The 16,608-nt window shown below is 63.3% G+C and carries 14 protein-coding genes; 5 read left to right on the top strand and 9 right to left on the bottom strand.

From position 1 onward, the window contains the following. Nucleotides 1-265 precede the first annotated feature (265 nt). Nucleotides 266-1,321 (top strand): IS110 family RNA-guided transposase, encoded by a 1,056-nt coding sequence (locus AC51GR_RS20690; RefSeq protein ID WP_496323328.1) that lies wholly within the window; start codon nucleotides 266-268, stop codon nucleotides 1,319-1,321. 82 nt (nucleotides 1,322-1,403) lie between these two features. Here the strand turns inward: AC51GR_RS20690 and AC51GR_RS20685 are convergent, their stop codons facing one another. The 7 genes from AC51GR_RS20685 to AC51GR_RS20655 all read right to left on the bottom strand — a co-directional run bounded on the left by AC51GR_RS20685 (nucleotide 1,404) and on the right by AC51GR_RS20655 (nucleotide 10,187). Continuing rightward, on the bottom strand, nucleotides 1,404-1,883 hold the full coding sequence (locus AC51GR_RS20685) for a hypothetical protein (protein ID WP_496326520.1): 480 nt from the start codon (nucleotides 1,881-1,883) through the stop codon (nucleotides 1,404-1,406). Nucleotides 1,884-2,395: 512 nt separating this feature from the next. Beyond that, nucleotides 2,396-3,085: a response regulator gene (locus tag AC51GR_RS20680; RefSeq protein ID WP_496326519.1), complete on the bottom strand. Its 690-nt coding sequence runs from the start codon at nucleotides 3,083-3,085 to the stop codon at nucleotides 2,396-2,398. Further along, nucleotides 3,078-5,612 carry a DUF4118 domain-containing protein gene (locus AC51GR_RS20675; RefSeq protein ID WP_496326518.1) on the bottom strand — a complete coding sequence of 845 codons (2,535 nt, stop codon included), beginning with the start codon at nucleotides 5,610-5,612 and terminating at the stop codon, nucleotides 3,078-3,080. Before AC51GR_RS20675 ends, AC51GR_RS20680 begins: the two co-directional genes overlap by 8 nt. A gap of 10 nt (nucleotides 5,613-5,622) precedes the next feature. Next, nucleotides 5,623-6,249, bottom strand: a complete 627-nt coding sequence (locus tag AC51GR_RS20670; protein ID WP_496326517.1) for a potassium-transporting ATPase subunit C — start codon at nucleotides 6,247-6,249, stop codon at nucleotides 5,623-5,625. Nucleotides 6,250-6,255: 6 nt separating this feature from the next. Further along, nucleotides 6,256-8,361 (bottom strand): potassium-transporting ATPase subunit KdpB, encoded by a 2,106-nt coding sequence (gene kdpB / locus AC51GR_RS20665; protein WP_496326516.1) that lies wholly within the window; start codon nucleotides 8,359-8,361, stop codon nucleotides 6,256-6,258. Beyond that, nucleotides 8,358-10,043 (bottom strand): potassium-transporting ATPase subunit KdpA, encoded by a 1,686-nt coding sequence (kdpA, locus tag AC51GR_RS20660; RefSeq protein WP_496326515.1) that lies wholly within the window; start codon nucleotides 10,041-10,043, stop codon nucleotides 8,358-8,360. The genes kdpB and kdpA overlap by 4 nt, the downstream gene beginning before the upstream one ends. Before the next feature lie 3 nt (nucleotides 10,044-10,046). After that, a complete protein-coding gene (locus tag AC51GR_RS20655; protein WP_496326514.1) occupies nucleotides 10,047-10,187 on the bottom strand; it encodes a potassium-transporting ATPase subunit F in 141 nt (46 codons plus the stop codon). 305 nt (nucleotides 10,188-10,492) lie between these two features. Between AC51GR_RS20655 and AC51GR_RS20650 the strand changes: the two genes are divergently transcribed. Next, on the top strand, nucleotides 10,493-10,750 hold the full coding sequence (locus AC51GR_RS20650; protein ID WP_496326513.1) for a hypothetical protein: 258 nt from the start codon (nucleotides 10,493-10,495) through the stop codon (nucleotides 10,748-10,750). Between the two features lie 12 nt (nucleotides 10,751-10,762). Here AC51GR_RS20650 and AC51GR_RS20645 read toward each other — a convergent pair whose 3' ends face one another. Both AC51GR_RS20645 and AC51GR_RS20640 read right to left on the bottom strand, forming a co-directional pair. After that, nucleotides 10,763-11,383: a TetR/AcrR family transcriptional regulator gene (locus tag AC51GR_RS20645; RefSeq protein WP_496326512.1), complete on the bottom strand. Its 621-nt coding sequence runs from the start codon at nucleotides 11,381-11,383 to the stop codon at nucleotides 10,763-10,765. A gap of 163 nt (nucleotides 11,384-11,546) precedes the next feature. Beyond that, on the bottom strand, nucleotides 11,547-12,263 hold the full coding sequence (locus tag AC51GR_RS20640; RefSeq protein WP_496326511.1) for an enoyl-CoA hydratase/isomerase family protein: 717 nt from the start codon (nucleotides 12,261-12,263) through the stop codon (nucleotides 11,547-11,549). A 154-nt stretch (nucleotides 12,264-12,417) separates the two neighbouring features. On the opposite strand from AC51GR_RS20640, the gene AC51GR_RS20635 reads away from it, so the two are divergent. Genes AC51GR_RS20635 through AC51GR_RS20625 form a run of 3 tightly spaced genes read left to right on the top strand, consistent with a single transcriptional unit; the run spans nucleotide 12,418 to nucleotide 16,597 of the window. After that, on the top strand, nucleotides 12,418-13,953 hold the full coding sequence (locus AC51GR_RS20635; protein ID WP_496326510.1) for an AMP-binding protein: 1,536 nt from the start codon (nucleotides 12,418-12,420) through the stop codon (nucleotides 13,951-13,953). Nucleotides 13,954-13,991: 38 nt separating this feature from the next. After that, entirely contained in the window at nucleotides 13,992-15,170 is a 1,179-nt protein-coding gene (locus tag AC51GR_RS20630; RefSeq protein WP_496326509.1) for an amidohydrolase family protein, read from the top strand. After that, complete coding sequence (locus AC51GR_RS20625) at nucleotides 15,167-16,597, top strand: FadD3 family acyl-CoA ligase (RefSeq protein WP_496326508.1); 1,431 nt, start codon at nucleotides 15,167-15,169, stop codon at nucleotides 16,595-16,597. Before AC51GR_RS20630 ends, AC51GR_RS20625 begins: the two co-directional genes overlap by 4 nt. Nucleotides 16,598-16,608 lie beyond the last annotated feature (11 nt).

Below are 16,608 nucleotides of genomic sequence, written 5' to 3'. Positions count from 1 at the left end.
CCCCGATGATGTGCCCTCAGTGTGACTCTTGTGTTGCCGCCTGAGCGGTGGTTGGGTCCTGGTCACCTGGTGTTTGGCTCTTGATGTGCCTGCCGGCATCGCATTGATGCGCATGTCTGGTCTTGCAAAAGTTATGCCAACACCAGGTGGGAAGGACCGGCCGATGTGGCTTGATAGGAGCGTGGCAACGCCCCCAACTGAGGATTGCCCACCGACCGGCCCAACCGTCCCTGGTCCCTGTTTCTGAAATCAGGAGGCAACCACCATGGTTGTAGTTGGAGTCGATGTACACAAGAGCTCACACACATTTGTTGCCGTCGATCCCGTCGGCAAAAAGCTAGGCCAACTCACCGCCCCGGCCACCACCGCCGGCCATCATGCCGCGATGCGATGGGCCCACACCCAGTTCGGTACCGACCTGCTCTGGGGCATCGAAGACTGCCGACAGATGTCGACCCGCCTCGAACGCGACCTACTCACCGCCGGCCAGACCGCCGTGCGGGTACCCACCAAAATGATGGCCCACACCCGTGCCTCGGCACGTACCCGCGGCAAATCAGATCCCATCGACGCTCTGGCCGTCGCGCGGGCAGTGCTGCGCGAACCGAACCTGCCCGCCGCCGGCGCCGACCCCCGATCCCGCGAGATACGTCTACTAGTCGATCGACGCGAAGTGTTTGTCGCACAACGCACCTCAACAATCAACCGACTGCTGTGGCGAGTCCATGAAATCAACCCCGCCTACGCCCCCAAACCACGCTCGCTGAGCATGCACAAACACCAACAGATCCTCGCCGCACAGCTGGCCACCGAGACCGGACTGCTGGCCGACATCGCCCGCGAAGAACTCGACGAGATCATCTCCCTGACCACCCGGATCAACACCACGGCCACCGAGATCGGCAAACGAGTCCGCGAACTGGTTCCCTCGCTACTACAGCTACCCGGCTGCGGGGAACTCACCGCAGCCAAAATCGTCGGCGAAACCGCCGGCATCGCCCGCTTCCACTCGGCCGACGCCTACGCCAACTACGCCGGCACCGCCCCCATCCCGGTCTGGTCCGGCAACACCGCCGGCCGCGTCCGGCTACCGCGCTGCGGCAACCGACAACTCACCACCGCCCTGCACCGCATCGCCCTGACCCAAACCCGACTCGAAGACAGCGACGGCTACACCTACTACCGCAAACGCCGCGCCGCCGGCGACTCCACCACCGCAGCCCTCCGAGCACTCCGACGCCGCCTGGTCCGCACCGTCTATCAACGCCTGATCACCGACACTGCGCCCCAACCACGAGCCATTCAGACCGCCGCCGCTTGACATAGGAGCAACTTTTGGCGAACAAAAGCCCAGGTGAGCACCGCCAAAACCGCACATCATCGGGGTGCGGCGGGCGGGAGTGTCAGTTGCGCTGCGCTGCCGTGGCCAGGATTGCCTGGCGCTTGGCCTGGTACGCCCGGATCGCCGGCGCATTCTGGATGAGGGTGGTGTCGGAGCAGGTCATCAGCCACATGTCGGCCAGCACCAGCCGGTGCAGCGCCACACTCAGCGACAGAACGCCATCGTCAAGGCTGCGGACCAATTCGGGCAGCCAACGGCCGGGGTCAGTGGTCAAAGACCCGTCGAGGCGGGTGGCCGTCTGCAGACACCACTCGACGAGGTCCTGGAACCGGGAACGCGCGAGCAGGCGAAGAGCCTCGTCGATATAGGCGTCTTCCAGGCCGTCATCGCGCGCGAGGTCTTCGAGGAGGTCGTTGGCGAGGGCATCTCCACACGAATACAGCCACGCCGCACACCAGTAGACGCCTTCGGCGCATTCGGCGTCCTGCCACCGGCGCAGAGTGGCGATCAGTGTTGTCGTCTCAGGTCCTGATTGCTGCACAGTCCTCGCCCGCTCTCCGTAACAAATCGCCCCCGCGTCCGATAAACAGTTCAGCATCATCAAGCAGACAGACCATCGCCATTGTCAACCTTTCCACTTGAGCACTTCGATCCTAAACACATAATGACGGGGTTCGCCCGGCAACATCTGAAATCCGGCACAGAACTTCAAATCGAATTGCGAAATCGGGCGTGCCGAGTAAAACTCCCAGGGGGAAAATAACCTGACCAATCCGACCGACATGAACCTTCGTTTAGTATTGTCACACCATCACTGACCTGCACTGTAGTACAAACGCGCGAACTTTCGGGCAATACCTACTTCGTCGGGTTTGTTTTCAAACGTCACAAACAACCGACGCGCCACATATCGAAAGCGGGCACTCGCATAGTTTGTGATCCATCGGACCCCGAAAAACGATCGAGAATTAGGCAGAAGTCCACCTGCCCATTCGGACAGGTGGACGAATTGAATCATTCATTGCAGCCAACAAATCTTTGGCGGTGAATGTGCTAGCGCACGAAGCGATATCCCATGCCCGCTTCTGTCAGAAGATGTCGTGGCCGGGTGGGGTCGGGTTCGAGCTTACGCCGCAGACTGGCCAGGTAGACCCGCAGATAGTTCGTCTGGGTGCCGTACGACGGGCCCCAGACGTGATTGAGGATGTCGCGCTGGCTCACCAGTTTTCCCTCATGTCGCACGAGCATCTCGAGCACACCCCACTCCGTGGGCGTCAGGTGTACCGGCTCACCGGCACGGATGACCTGCTTGGCCCGCAGGTCGACGATGAACGACTCGGTCTCGACGACCGGAACACCGTCGTCGGTACTCGCACTCCCGCGACGCACCGCTGCTCGTAGCCTGGCCAGGAACTCTTCCATCCCGAATGGCTTGGTCACGTAGTCGTCGGCGCCGGCGTCGAGGGCCTGCACCTTGTCGGCCGAATCCACCCGCGCAGACAGCACGATCACCGGCACGTTGGTCCAGCCACGCAGGCCGGCCAGCACCGTGAAACCGTCGATGTCGGGCAACCCCAGGTCGAGGACGATGACCTGGGGATTGGTCTGCCCGGCAGCCGTCAGAGCCCCGGCGCCGCTCGATGCCGTGGTCACGTCGAATCCCCTTGCGTTCAGGTTGATTCGTAGCGCCCGAAGAATCTGAGGTTCGTCATCGACGACCAGGACGCGAACCCGCTCACTCATCGTCACGCTCCGACGGCGGGCCGACCGGGAGCTGGAACGACATCGTCAATCCCCCGCCGGCGGTGACGCCGGGGATGATCTTGCTGTCCATGGCCTGGACGAATCCCTGCGCCACCGACAGCCCGAGCCCGACGCCCACACCGTTGTCGTGATCACCGAGTCGCTGAAAGGCCGTGAATATCTTGTCCCGGTCATCAGCGGCAACACCCGGTCCGTGGTCGCATACCGAAATGGTGCACCGGGGCGGGTCGTCGGCGGTGAGCCGGGCCCGGACCAGCACCGGACTCGACTGGCCACTGTGCCGCAGGGCATTGTCGATGAGGTTGGCGAGAACTCGTTCCAGAAGCCCGGGATCCGCATAGACGAGGATGTGTTCGACATCGAGCTCGATGCGATTGGCGCCGGCAGGATCGAGGCGAGAAATCCCGACGGTTGCGCCACTGACCACCTCGGTCAGATAGACCATTTGCAGATCGGGCCGGACGACACCGGCCGCCAACCGCGACGAGTCGAGCAGGTTGCCCACCAGCGCGGTCAGATGGTCCGTCGACTCCTCGATCGTCGCGAGCAGCTCTGCGGTGTCCTGTGGGGAGAATGTGACGTCGGTACCGCGCAGGCTCGACGCCGCCGCCTTGACCGCGGCCAGCGGGGTCCGCAGATCGTGACTCACCGCCGACAGCAGCGCTCGGCGCAATTGGTCGGTTTCCGCGAGTGCACGGGCTTCGGACGCCTCGGCGGCCAGTTCGCGGCGCTCCACGATGCCCGCCGCCTGCGTGGCGACCGCCGACAGCACCTTGCGCTCTCGCCCACCGAGCTTCGGCCCCTTCAGCAGCATCTCGAACTCTCCGCCGGGAACCGAACACACGGTGTCGGCCTCGGACGACTCCGCCGGCGGGTGTGCACCGACCGAACCCTCGACTGTGTTCGGGTCGCGCCCACCCCGGCGCACCACCGACACCGCCTCCTGGTCGTATGTCTCCCGGACGCGTTGCAGGAGCCCCTCGAGGCCCTCACCACTGAGAACGGCTCCGGCGAAGGTCGCGAGGAGTTCGGCGTCCCGACTGGCGCGTTGCGCCTGAGTTCGCCGCACCGTCGCCGAATCGACGAGGGCCGCAACAGCAATGGCGATCATCAACATCACGATGATGGTGATGAGATTCTCTGGCTCGTTGATGGTGAACGTGTGGCGGGGGGTGGTGAAGAAATAGTTGAGCAGCAATCCGGACAGGATCGCCGACAGTGCCGCCGGCCCGATGCCACCGAGCATCGAGACCGCCAATATCACCACGAAGAACAACGCCGATTCGCCGGCGATCCCCAACCATCTGTCCAGTAGTCCAAGGAAAGCCGCGGCCACACAGGGAACCACCACCGCGGCAAGCCAACTCAGGGGGCGATGAAATCTGGTCTGCCTGATGTCCAGCGGATTTCGCGCCTTGGCCTCTTCATGGGTGACCATGTGCACGTCGATCTTCCCGGAATTCCGGACGACCGTGGCACCGACACCCTCATCGAAGATCCGCTTCCACCGCGGGCGCCGGGACGTCCCCAGCACCAGCTGTGTGGCGTTGATACCGCGGGCGAATTCCAGCAACGCCACGGGGACGTCGTCCCCGACGATCGTGTGTATCTGTGCACCAAACCCTTTGGCGATCTCGGTCAGTTTGATGATGTCGATCGCTGCCGGATCGGCCAGTCCATCGGATCGCACGATGTGCACCACAACCAGTTCAGCGCTGGATCTCGACGCGATCCGGCTCGCCCGCCGCAGCAAGGTCGCCGACTCGGGCCCGCCGGTCAGCGCCACCACCACCCGCTCACGGGCCTCCCAGGTGGCGGTGATGTCGTGCGCGGCACGATATGCCGCCAGGTTGTCGTCGACCTGATCGGCCAGCCAGAGCAACGCCAGCTCACGTAGCGCGGTGAGGTTGCCCTGCCGAAAGTAGTTGGCCAGTGCGCCGCCCACGCGGTCGCCGGGATATACCTTGCCCGCCGACAACCGTTGTCGCAGCGCCTGCGGGGCGATGTCGACCAGCTCGATCTCATCGGCCTTGCGCACGACATCATCGGGAACCGTCTCGCGCTGCACGATGCCCGTGATCTCTTGGACCACGTCGTTGAGACTCTCCAGATGCTGGATGTTGATCGTGGAGAGCACATCGATCCCGGCGTCGCGAAGCTCGTCGATATCATTCCACCGCTTGGCATTCCGCGACCCGGGGACGTTGGTATGTGCGAACTCGTCGACCAGCGCCACCTGCGGGCGACGAGCCAGCACGGCTTCGAGGTCCATTTCTTCCAGGACAGTGCCGCGATACTCGATCTTCTGACGGGGGATGATCTCCAGACCGTCGGTCATGGCCGCGGTGACCGAGCGCCCATGCGACTCGACCACCGCGACCACCACGTCAACGCCTTCACCGACCAGTGCGTGGGCCTGCGCCAACATCTCGTAGGTCTTGCCCACACCAGGTGCACATCCGAGGAAAACCTCTAGTCGTCCCCTGGTTTCTCTACCGTCGGTCACCGCAGCGATCTTAGTCGCAGGCCGGAGCGGTCAGCCCCAGGTCGATGTTGACACCCAGGACGTTGACGGTCGACTCGCCGAGGAATCCCAGCTGCCGCCCGTTCGTGTTCTCGGCGACCACCCGCTCGACCTCGTCGACCGATTTTCCGTTCTCCCGTGCCACCCGCGGTACCTGGAGTTGTGCGTAGGCCTCACTGATGTGCGGATCCAGACTCGATCCCGATCCGGTGACGGCGTCGACCGGCACCTGCGCGGGTGTGACGTTCTCCCGAGCGGCGATGATCTGCCTGCGCTCGTCGATCCATCCCGCGAGCTTGGCGCTGTTCGGTCCCTGGTTACTGGCCGCCGAGGCGGCCGGGTCGCCGGGTGCCATCGGGTCGTCGGCAGATCCCAGCACGCGAGCGTGCAAGAACTTGTCGGGTTGTCCCTCCTCGACCTGCGGGTCGATTCCGATCAGACTCGATCCGACGACACAACCGTTGCCGTCCCGGACCTTGGAACCTTCCGCCGAACTCGATGCCACCCTCGAAATACCCCATACCACTGCAGGATAGGCGACACCGAGGATCACCGTCATCGCCGCGAGGACCGCGACGGCAACCACACACTGCCGTACCCATGTCGACACAGAATTCATCTTGAACTACCCCATTCCCGGGAGAAAACGAACCACCAGGTCGATCAGCCAGATCCCGATGAACGGTGTGACCACACCACCAAGTCCGTAGATCAGAAGGTTGCGGCCCAACAGCTTTGATGCCGAACTGGGCCGATAACGAACGCCGCGCAACGACAAGGGGATCAAGGCCACGATGATCAGCGCATTGAAGATCACCGCGGAGGTGATGGCCGACTGCGCCGAATGCAGACCCATGATGTTGAGCTTGTCGAGCTGCGGATAGATGCCGGTGAACAGTGCGGGCAGGATCGCGAAGTACTTCGCCAGATCGTTCGCGAGCGAGAACGTGGTCAGTGCCCCGCGGGTGATCAGCAGCTGCTTGCCGATGGCCACCACATCGATCAACTTGGTCGGATCCGAATCGAGATCAACCATGTTGCCGGCCTCTTTGGCCGCCGACGTACCGGTGTTCATCGCCAGGCCGACATCGGCCTGTGCCAGGGCGGGGGCGTCGTTGGTGCCGTCACCGGTCATCGCGACCAATCGGCCACCGGCCTGTTCCTTGCGGATCAACGCCAGCTTGTCCTCGGGTGTCGCCTCGGCCACGAAGTCGTCGACGCCGGCCTCGGCCGCGATGGCCTTGGCGGTGAGCGGGTTGTCACCCGTGACCATCACGGTCCGGATGCCCATGGCGCGCAGCTGCGCGAACCGTTGTGCCATACCGGGTTTCACAACGTCGGACAACGCGATGACACCCAGGACACGCGCCTTTGCATCCCCGACCCGAACACCCACGACCAACGGGGTTCCACCCTCACCCGAAATGCGGTCGACTTCATCGGAGACCTCGATCGGCGGAGCACCACCGTTGTCGGTCACCCAACGGAGTACCGAATCCGTTGCACCCTTGCGGATTTGACGAACACCCTCGGCTGTTCGCAGATCCATACCGCTCATCCGGGTCTCCGCGGTGAAGGCGATGACCTCTCGAGAGCCCCGGCTTTCGATGTCGATCGATGCCGGATCGAGGCCGAACTCGTCGCGACAGAGGTCGACGACGCTCCGCCCTTCTGGCGTGTCATCGGAGAGACTCGATTGGCATGCTGCCAAGGAGAGTTCCTTCATGGACACCCCCGGTGCGGCGACCAGGGAGGTGGCCCGGCGGTTACCAAAGGTGATCGTTCCGGTCTTGTCCATCAGCAACGTGTCGATGTCGCCTGCGGCTTCCACCGCGCGGCCCGACATCGCCAGCACATTGCGTTGCACCAACCGGTCCATACCGGCGATACCGATCGACGAGAGCAGAGCCCCGATGGTTGTCGGGATCAGGCAGATCAACAACGCGATGAGCTTGACCGCGTCCGGGGTCTGGCCCGCGTATTCCTGCATCGGACCGACTGCCACCACGGCCAGCAGGAAGATGATGGTCAAGCTGGACAACAAGATGTCGAGCGCGATCTCGTTGGGCGTCTTCTTGCGCGACGCGCCTTCGACGAGCGCGATCATCCGGTCCACAAATGACTCGCCAGGCGAGGTGCTGATCTTGACGATGATCTTGTCCGACAACACAACCGTGCCGCCGGTCACCGCACACCGATCGCCGCCCGATTCCCGGATGACCGGGGCCGATTCTCCGGTGATGGCCGACTCGTCAACTGTGGCAATACCTTCGACCACGTCGCCGTCACCTGCGATCACCTCGCCTGCCTCGACCACGATCCGATCGCCGATGACCAGGGCGCTACCGGAGATCTCGGTGATGCTGCCGTCAGCCTCGAGCCTGCGGGCCATCGTGTCCTGCTTGACCTTGCGCAAACTCGCCGCCTGCGCCCGGCCACGACCTTCGGCAACCGCCTCGGCCAGGTTGGCGAACAGGACCGTGAACCAGAGCCAGAACACCACCGCAAAGGAGAACCAGGACGGCTGCCACACCGTGAGAACGGTGGTGACGATCGCGCCGATGTAGACCACGAACATCACCGGATTGCGGGCCTGATCGCGGGGATTGAGTTTGCGGAGTGCCTGCGGCACCGACGTGATCAGCTGCCGCGCATCAAATGCTCCGCTGCCGGCCAGGTCGTCCTCTGCGATGTCGACGGGTGCGGTACGTTCCGCCACCGATGTGGTCATGACAATGCCTCTGCTATTGGTCCCAGCGCCATGGCGGGGAAGAAGGTGAGCCCGGCGACAAGGAGTACGGTGCCGGTGACCAGGCCGCCGTACAGGAGGCCATGGGTGGGAAGTGTTGCGGTACTGGCAGCTCGGGGTTTTTGCGATGCCAACAGGCCGGCGAGCGCAAGCACGAAGATGATCGGCGGGAATCGGCCGAGCAGCATCGCGAAGCCCAGAGATGTCTGGAACCAGTCGCTGGTCACGGTGAGGCCACCGAATGCGCTGCCGTTGTTGTTGGCAGCAGAAGCGTAGGCATACAGCACCTCGGAGAAACCATGGATCGACTCGTTTGACCCCGGGTCACCGCTGTTGCCCTGAAATCCGGTGGTCGACGACAGGATGACCGAGATCGCGGTTCCGATCAGCACCAGCGCAGGCATCACCAGGATCGACAGTGCCGCCATGGTGATCTCGTGCTGACCGATCTTCTTGCCGAGGAAATGCGGGGACCGGCCGACCAACAAGCCACCCACGAACACCGCAATGATCGCGAGTACCAGCATTCCATACAGTCCGGTACCGACGCCGCCGGGCGCGACCTCACCGAGGAGCATGTTCCAGATCACCGCGCCACCACCGGCGGCCGAGTAGGAATCATGCGCGGAGTTCACCGCACCGGTGGAGGTTCCGGTTGTCGAGACCGCGAACAACGCCGACGCGGGGATGCCGAAACGCTGTTCCTTGCCCTCCATCATGGCGCCGGCCGCTTGCGCCGCAATACCGTTGGTACGCGATTCGAAGGCCCACACGACCGCGAGCATGCCGCTCCAGATCACGGCCATCACACCGAGGATCGTCAAACCCTGGCGGCGGTCACCGACGAGGGTGCCGTAGGTACGCGTCAGGCAGACCGGGATGATCAGGATCGCCAGAATTTCGACGATATTGCTCAGCGGTGTCGGGTTCGAGAACGGGTGAGCGGAGTTGGCCGACAGCGTGCCGCCTCCGTTGGTACCGAGTTCCTTGATCGCTTCCTGCGACGCGAACGGACCGACCACACTCGAGCCACTTGATCCGTCGAGATTGATGAAGTCGAAGCCACTCCTGAACGACTGGATGGCGCCCTGGGTCAGAAGAATTGCCGCGACGATGATGCTCAGCGGCAGCAGGATTCGGAGCGCGGCCCGGGTCATGTCGACCCAGAAGTTGCCGAGCTCGCCGTCACCCTTCTTCGCGACGATGCCGCGGATGAGTGCAATGGCAACGGCCAGACCCACTGCTGCGGACAGGAAGTTCTGCACTGCCAGGCCGATCATCTGGGTCAGGTTGCTCATCACCACCTCGGGTGAGAAGGACTGCCAGTTGGTGTTCGCGACAAACGAGATCGCGGTGTTGAACGCCATGGCCGGCGATACGGAATCGCGGCCGTCGCTCCAGGGCAGGACACCTTGCAGTCGCTGCAGCAGGTAGAGGAAGACGATGCCGACGAACGAGAACGCGATCAACGCGGTGGCGTAGCCGGTCCACGTCTGGGAGCGCTTGGGGTCGATCCTGGCGATTTTGTAGATGAATCGTTCGGGCGCCCAATCGCGCGCACTGGAGAAGACCCGGGCCATGTAGTCACCGAGGGGTACATATGCCGCCGCGAGTACGACCACCACCACCCCGAGCTGGAGCGCGGCAGCCAAAGAGGAGTTCACGCCTTAGAACCTTTCGGGGAATATGAGGGCGGCAATGAGGTACAGCCCAACGATCACAGCGAGGATCAGCAACACGACATTGGTTGCTCCGTCGGCGGTCACCGGCGTGTTCTCGCAGCGACGGCACGCAGGACCAGCGCGCATATGAGGAATCCCCCGCCGATTGCCAGCAGGAAAAAGAGATCTGACACGACCACTCCTGGAAAGATGCTGGGCTACTCCATCGAGCCCGGCGTGTGTCCTGAGCATGCGCGCCGAAAGGGACATCGAGCCCGTCGTTGACGACCTTCATACGCCCGGGTTCACCTTCTTTACGCGATCTTTGCGCGTGGCGATCGGGCGCTTCGAGGCCTCGAATACCGGTGCAATATTCAGATATCGCAATACCGGATCAGTCGTTCGGCAACTCCGATGTACCCAGAGCGGGAATCTACTGATCTAATGTATGCATGCGGAATAGACAATCGACTGCTGCTGATAAGGATGCTCCCAAAGTATCCGAGGCACTCAGCGTTGGAGCGCAGGTCAACGTCACCACAGACGACAACACTCGCGAGGGCACCATCGTCGAGGACTTCGGTGTACTCCCCGAGGCCACGGTCGATCTCGGTGACGGGCTCAAGGTCAGCCCGAAGCGCTTTGCGGTGCTCCTGAATGACGGAAGTCTGGTCTTCGTCGACGACGACAGCCTCAAGGCACTCGCGTAAAACGCAGCGCCGTCAGCGACGGCGCTGCAGGATCTCCCGCAGCTCGGGACTCGGTTCGCCCTCGAGCTGACGGAGATAGTTCTCGACGACCTCGATCATCTCGGCGTGCCCTTCGCGGACGCCGAGAGTGTCTTCCATGACCACCACGCGCGAGATGCTGGTCATCAACACGATGGCCGCCACTGCCGGCATCTGGTCGAGATCGACCCCATACCTGCGCAGGACTTCTTCGATACCGGCACTGGCCTCGCTGCGGAATTGTTCTGAGATCCGCACGATCTCTGCCCGCAGTTCTTTGCGATGGTTCGACAACGCGATGAACTCCATCGTGAACGTCGCACCGGCCGGGTCAGTGCTGAAAGTCCACAGCGCCCACAACGGTTGCTCGGATTTGAGCGCGAGCGCCTGCACCTCGAGGCCCTGTTCGGCCCGACGTCGGAACAGCTCCAGGAACAGTTCGTCCATGGTGCGGAAGTAATAGTGCACCAGCTGAGGTTTGAGGCCCGCTTCGTCGGCCACCCGCCGGGAGCTCACCGCGGCATAGCCGTTCTCCAACATCAGACGCTCGGCGGCAGCGAGCAGCACCGCACGATTCTTCGCGTCCGGGGCGCCCAGTCTGCGGGGCGATGCCATCGGGTTCGACCTCCGCATCATTGACAGCAGCCGATTTGGCTCACGACATGTTAGCGCGCCGTTGTCCACAATATCGACGGATGCTGTGCAAATGCCTAGCACCGCTGCGCACAGAAGCACGAAATGGCCGCCCGGAGAACCGGACGGCCACTTCGAATCAGTGTCAGCGCTTGCGGTTCATCACCCGATCAGCGGCTTCCCAGTGCTCGTCGGCCACCCACAGGCGGGCGAAGGCCGCGACTGCCTCGTCCGGGGTGGCACCGCCGATGACGCGCTTGATGTCACCGGACGAATTGTTGGCCAACGACCTGGCCACAGCCTTCCAACCCTCGTCGAACGACGCCCTGGGCAGCACGCGGTCGACGAGACCGATCCGCTCGGCCTCCGCGGCGCCGAGGAGTGCGCCACCCCCGGCGAGCAGCAGGGCCCGGCTCTTGCCGACCAATTGCGCGAGGCGCTCGGCGCCGCCCCAGGCCGGCATGATCGCCAGCGTCACCTGATTGAAGCCGATCCTGATGTCGTCGGCGGCGATCCGGATGTCGGCCGCGACGGCCACCTCGGCTCCGCCACCGAGCGCATGCCCGTTGAGCGCCGCGACAACCGGCGCCGGGAACGCAGCGATCTGATCGCAGATCCCACGCATCCGCCGGGCCATCGCCTCGGCCTCTTCGATGGTCCGCAGGGCACTGAGTTGCTTCAGATCTCCGCCTGAGACGAACGCTTTGTCGCCACCCCCCTTGATGACCAGGGCCTGAGCACCCTTCGCCTCATCGAGCGCCGTCTCGAGCTGATCCATGGTTTCCGGCGCGATCGCGTTCCGGGCCTGCGGACGGTCGATGGTGATGACCGCCAGGCCTTCGTTGAGTTCAAGTTCAACCATGGGAGATTCTCCATCAATGAGATTGGCATTCTTCTTCTGTGAGAATATCATCACCATCGTCGGCCTCTGATCTCCTCACCCGGCCGACGCCCGCCCCCCCGGCCGTCATTTCCGGGCCCGGTTCTCGGACCAGAGCTGCATTGGAGTGCTCGACATGCGAATCATCCCCGCCGACCTGGTGGCCCGATACGAGCAGCAGGGCTGGTGGACCGACGAGACGATCGGCGAACTGCTCGCAGCCGGACTCGCGGCCGCACCCGATGTCGAGTTCCGGATCCATTCGACGACCCGGCCGTGGACCGGAACCTTCGCCGATGTCGAACTGGTGGCCCGGCGACTTGCCGCCGGCCTACGGGACCGCGGCGTGGGCCCCGGCGACATCGTCGCATTCCAACTCCCCAACTGGATGGAGGCCGCGGCGACCTTCTGGGCTTCGTCGTTCCTCGGTGCCACGGTGGTTCCGATTGTCCACTTCTATGGGCGCAAAGAGGTCGGATACATCCTCGGCGCGATCAAACCGAAGGTGTTCATCGCCGCCGAGAAGTTCGGCCGCCTCGAGTACGACCCGGCCCTTAGTGCCGACGTCCCGATCGTCGGGGTGGTGGGCCGCGACTTCGACGACCTGCTGGCCGACGAACCGATATCGGGGATCATCGAGACAGATGCGGCCCTACCTGCACTGATCGCGTTCACCTCGGGAACCACCAGCTCGCCCAAGGGTGTGATCCACAGTCATCGCACCCTCGGTTTCGAGACCCGGCAACTCGGCGCGTGGTATCCGCCCGATCGCGGGAGCCAGCTCACCGCTGCGCCGGTCGGGCACTTCATCGGGATGGTCAACGCCTTCCTCATCCCGGTCCTCGACGGCAGTCCCATCAACCTCACCGACGTATGGGATCCGGCTCAGTCCATGCATCTGATGAAGACGGAGGGCCTGACCGTCGGCGGCGGCGCCACCTACTTCGTGACGAGCCTGATCGACCACCCCGACTTCACCGACGAGTACCTGCCCTTCATGAAGTACGCCGGATTGGGCGGATCGTCGGTGCCGGCGGCGGTCACCACGCGACTCGAGGACCTCGGCATCACGGTGTTCCGCTCATATGGGAGCACCGAACACCCCTCGATCGTCGGTTCCATGTACAACGCACCCATCGACAAGCGTCTGTTCACCGACGGAAATGTCTTGCCGGGCGTGGAGATTCGGCTCGGTGACGACGGCGAGATCTTCAGTCGCGGACCCGATCTCTGCATCGGGTACACCGATCCGGAGCTGACCGCCCGCAGCTTCGACGACGAGGGTTGGTACCGCACAGGCGATGTCGGCGTGCTAGACAGGGATGGGTACCTCACGATCACTGATCGCAAGGCGGACTTCATCATTCGGGGCGGCGAGAACATCAGCGCACTGGAGGTCGAAGAGGTGCTGATGGGCATGGCCGCAGTTGCCGAAGCGGTGGTCGTCGCCGCCCCCGATGCCCGCCTGGGGGAGCACGCCGCTGGGGTCCTTCGACTCAAATCCGGCCATTCCATGCCCACGATGGCCGAAGTCCGAGCACACTGCGATCAGGTCGGCCTGGCCAAGCAGAAGTGGCCCGAAGAGCTCCATCAGGCGGCCGAGTTTCCGCGCACTGCAAGCGGAAAAGTTCAGAAGTTTCAAGTGCGCAAGGATATTGCTACATCCACATAAAGAGAATATGATTCTCACAAGAGGAAATGGAGGATCTCATGCCCGAAGCATTGCCGTATCCGTTGTTCGACGCGGACAACCACCTGTACGAGACCCAGGAGGCGCTGACCAAGTTCCTTCCGGAGAAGTACAAGAATGCGATCCAATACGTCCAGGTCAACGGCCGGACCAAGATCGCCATCCGTGGCCAGATCAGCGAATACATCCCCAACCCGACGTTCGACGTCGTCGCACGCCCGGGTGCGATGGAGGATTACTTCAAGAACGGTAATCCCAAGGGTCTGAGCAAGCGCGAGATCTTCGGCAAGCCGATCAAGTCGCCTGCCGCATTCCGTGAGCCCGCTGCGCGTCTCAAGCTCATGGATGAGCTGCAGATCGACCGCACGCTGATGTTCCCCACGCTCGCCAGCCTCATCGAGGAGCGCATGCGTGACAACCCGGAACTGATCCATGCGGTGGTCCACTCGCTCAATCAGTGGTTGTACGAGACCTGGGGCTTCAATTACGAGGATCGCATCTTCACCGTCCCGGTGATCAGCTTGCCGATCGTCGAAGAGGCCATCAAAGAGCTCGAGTGGTGTGTCGAGCGCGGCGCCAAGGCCATCCTGGTCCGGCCCGCCCCGGTGCCCGGATACAAGGGCCCGCGGTCGTTTGCCCTTCCGGAGTTCGACCCCTTCTGGAAGCGTGTTGTCGAGCTCGACGTGCTGGTCACCCAGCACTCGTCGGACAGCGGCTACGCGCGGTACAACCAGGACTGGGACGGCACCGGCGACGAGATGCTCCCCTTCGTCACCAACGCGTTCCGCATGGTCAGCGAATGGCGTCCGATCCAGGACACCGTTGCCTCGTGGGTCTGCCACGGCGCGCTGTTCCGTTTCCCGGAACTTCGTATCGCCGTCATCGAAAACGGTGCCAGCTGGTTGCCGCACGTGCTGCAGACACTGGGCGACGTCTACAAGAAGGCTCCTGAGGGCTTCGGCATGCAGGATCCGGTGGCTGCGATCAAGAAGAGCATCCACGTCAGCCCCTTCTGGGAAGAAGACTTCAGCAAGCTCACCGCCTTGATCGGCGCCGAGCGCGTGCTGTTCGGGTCGGACTACCCGCATCCCGAGGGCCTGGCCGAGCCGACCTCCTACATCAGCCACATCCAGCACCTGCCCCTCGAGGATCAGAAGCTGGTCATGGGCGGAAACATGGCGAGGTTGCTCAAGGTATGACCTGGGAGACCATCCCGCAGATGGTCCTCTCCGTCGGCGATCGCTTCGGTGACAACGAAGCGATCGTCGACGGACCGCTCCGGCTGACTTTCCGTCAACTCGCCCAACGGGTTCGGAAGGCAGCCGGAGCTTTTGCATCAGCGGGCATCGACAAAGGCGACCGGGTCGCCATCTGGGCACCCAACTCGGCGGAGTGGGTCATCGCGGTCTTCGGTCTACTGACGGCCGGCGGCGTGCTGGTCCCGGTCAACACCCGTTACAAGGCCGATGAGGCGCACGACATCGTCCGGCGCAGCGGTGCCAAGCTCCTGCTGGTCCAGCAGGGTTTTCTCGGAGTGCAGTACGGCGGACCCGAAGGCGTGCCGGTCATCGACCTGAAGTCCGACTTCCTCGACGGCAGTGAGCCTTTCGAGCTGCAGGTGAGCGGCGACGACATCGCCGACATCATGTACACCTCGGGTACCACCGGGCGCCCCAAGGGCGTCATGATGAATCACCGGCAGACGCTGCGGCTGTTCTCCGAGTGGTGCGAGCTCGCCGATCTGCGCGAAGGCGACCGCTATCTCATCGTCAACCCCTTCTTCCACATGTTCGGCTACAAGGCCGGCGTGATCGCGTCGATGATCCGGGGCGCCACCATCTTTCCCGTACCTGTACTCGACGTCGAGCAGGTACTCGATCTGGTCGAGCGCGAGAAGATCACGATGCTCCCCGGTCCCCCGACCCTGTACCAGTCGCTACTCGCGGCCAACGACGGAAGCCGTGATCTGTCCTCGCTTCGCGCCGCGGTCACCGGGTCGGCAGACATCCCCGTCGAACTGATCCGCCGGATCAAGAATGACCTCCCCTTCGAGACCATCATGACCGGTTACGGGCTGAGCGAGGGCGGCACGGCCACCGCATCCCGGGCCGGCGACACCTTCGAACAGATCGCCACCACCGTCGGAAGGCCGTGCAACGGAATCGAATTGCGCATCGCCGACGACGGCGAGGTCCTCATCCGCGGGTACAACGTCATGCAGGGTTACCTCGACGATCCGGCGGCCACCGCCGAGGCCATCGATTCCGACGGATGGCTTCACACCGGAGATCTCGGCACCCTCGACGAGGGCGGCCGACTGCGCATCATCGGCCGTAAGAAGGACATGTTCATCGTCGGCGGCTTCAACGCCTACCCTGCCGAGATCGAGGGCTTCCTGCTCGAACATCCCGCAGTGGCACAGGTCGCTGTCATCGGCGTCCCCGACGAGCGGCTCGGTGAGGTCTGCAAGGCATTCGTCGTGGCGGAGAAACCCGTATCCGAGGCAGACCTGATCACCTGGAGCCGAGGACGCATGGCCGGCTTCAAAGTCCCCCGGTCGATCGAGTTCCTGACCGAGCTACCGACCAACGCAACCGGCAAAGTGGTGAAGGATCTGTTGCGATGAGTTCGCCGGCC

The organism is Williamsia sp. z71, assembly GCF_059553375.1.
This window is presented reverse-complemented; position numbering and strand designations above follow the sequence as displayed.